The following is a 2,008-nucleotide window of genomic DNA, read 5'->3' as shown; positions in this document are numbered from 1 at the left end:
CGCGCACGCCGTGGCCTGCGCCTCCGGCGTTCCGGCGGCGATGTTCGCCGCGCACCACGCCTTGCTGCTGAGCCACGCGAACCGGCTGCCCTCCGCGGACCCGATCCATTCCGCCCCGTAGGCCGCGTCGCCGGTGAAGTGCACCGCGAGCCCGAGCAGCCCCATGTCCCAGCCGACGCCCACGGCTCCCGGCCCGTACTCGGCCCAGTTGTCGTTGTCGAGTTCGATGTGGCGCAGCTCCATCCGCGTGCTGCGCGCGTCCTCGGCGGTCAGCCGCACCTCGATCCAGCTCGTCGCGCCGCCGAACTCCCAGGTCGCGTCGAAGCCGTTCGGCGGGTCGCAGCGCTGCACGGTGCCGCCCGCGTTGTCCTCCAGCGGGTAGCGGCCGCCTTCCCGCAGATCCCCGCTGATCGGCGCGAACCACCGGGGAATCCGCTCGGCGTTGGTGCAGGCGTCCCAGACGTCCGCCACGGGCGCCGGGCAGCTCTGCGCGATCGTCACGACGTTCGCCGTGCCTGCCTCGAGTTCGCGAGTGCCCACCGTGCGGGTGACGGCATTGATCTGCTGCTCGACCTCGGGCATCGGTGCTCTCCTTCGCCGAAAGTGCGCATCCCGGGCGCGATTGAACCAGGCGTTGCGCCCGTGCGGGCGACTTCGCTGGACTTGTACCCCCGTGCAAGTTGCAGGCTCGCCGGGTGCGCGTTGACGGAACCTCAGAAAGCGCCTTGTGGAGCCCGGGGCGGCGGAACTTCACCATCGGCCTGGTCCTGGTGATCACGTTGGCCGCGTTCGAGGCGATGGGCATCGGCACCGCCCTGCCGACGATCGTGCGCGAGCTGCACGCCGAGCAGTGGTACTCGTGGCCGTTCACCGTCTTCCTGGCAGCGAGCGCGATCGGCAACGTCGTCGGCGGGCGCATCGCCGACCGCCGCGGCCCAGGGGCGCCGCTGCTGGTGGCGATGCCGACCTTCGGCCTCGGGCTGCTGATCGCGGGATTCGCCCCGGACATGCCGAGCCTGCTGGTGGCGCGCGCCATGCAGGGCATCGGCGCTGGTGGGCAGATCGTGGCGCTGTACGTGCTGATCGCCAGGGTCTACCCGGAGCGGGATCGGCCTGCCGCGTTCGGTGCGCTGTCCGCGGCCTGGGTGGTGCCCGCGCTGGTCGGGCCCGCGATCACCGGGTTGCTCACCGAGCACCTCAGCTGGCGCTGGACCTTCCTCGGGCTCGCGCCGTTGATGCTGGTGGGGGCGTTGCTGCTGGTGCCGACGGTGCGGCGGCTCGGGGCCGGTGAGACCGCATCCCCGGCCGGTGCGCCGGGATTGCCGCTGGCTGCGGTGGGTGCTGCGGCCGGGGTCGTCGGGGTGAACTGGGCGGCGCAGACCGCGACGGACGGGAACACCTCCGTGCCGGTCGTGGTGATCGGCGTCGTGGCGCTGCTCGTGCTGGCTCCGTCGCTGCGAATGCTGCTGCCGCGCGGCACCTTCAGCGGGCAGTCCGGGATTCCGGTGATGGTGCTCGCGCGCGGGCTGCTCGCGGGGGTGTTCATCACCGCGCAGGCGTTCGTGCCGCTGACGCTGTCGGTCGTGCACGGCTACTCGCCTGCCACGGCCGGAATTCCGCTCACCGTCGGATCATTGGGCTGGTCGGCCGGTGCGTTCTTCCAGAGCTCCCGGCGTGATATCCGGCGGGAGTACCTGGTCGGCGCTGGTCTGCTGCTGGTGGCTACCGCGGTCGCCGGACTGGTGCTGATCGCACCGGCCTGGGGGCCCGCGTGGGCGGTGTTCGGGCTGTGGTCGCTGGGCGGTGCGGGCATGGGCATCGCGATCTCCAGCACCTCGGTCCGGGTGCTGTCGCTGTCGGAACCGCAGCGGCGCGGGCTCAACTCGGCCGCGCTGCAGCTCTCGGACATGCTCGGGCAGGCGCTGCTGGAGGGGCTGGGCGGAGTGCTCGTGGCCGCGATGTCCCGGCCCGGTGCCGCCACCGCCGGGGTGGTGCCGCTGGACCTGCT

The 2,008-nt window shown here is 72.4% G+C and carries 2 protein-coding genes; one reads left to right on the top strand and one right to left on the bottom strand.

From position 1 onward, the window contains the following. Window positions 1-582: SRPBCC family protein (locus tag IJH84_RS05370; protein WP_295140998.1), on the bottom strand; the 582-nt coding region annotated here is incomplete at its 3' end. Between the two features lie 113 nt (window positions 583-695). Between IJH84_RS05370 and IJH84_RS05365 the strand changes: the two genes are divergently transcribed. Next, window positions 696-2,008: MFS transporter (locus IJH84_RS05365; RefSeq protein WP_295140996.1), on the top strand; the 1,313-nt coding region annotated here is incomplete at its 3' end.

Source organism: Saccharopolyspora sp. (genome assembly GCF_017434145.1).
In the GTDB taxonomy this organism is placed as follows: domain Bacteria; phylum Actinomycetota; class Actinomycetes; order Mycobacteriales; family Pseudonocardiaceae; genus Saccharopolyspora_C; species Saccharopolyspora_C galaxeae.
The sequence above is the reverse complement of the archived record's forward strand: the minus strand, read 5'-3'. Positions and strand labels throughout refer to the sequence as shown.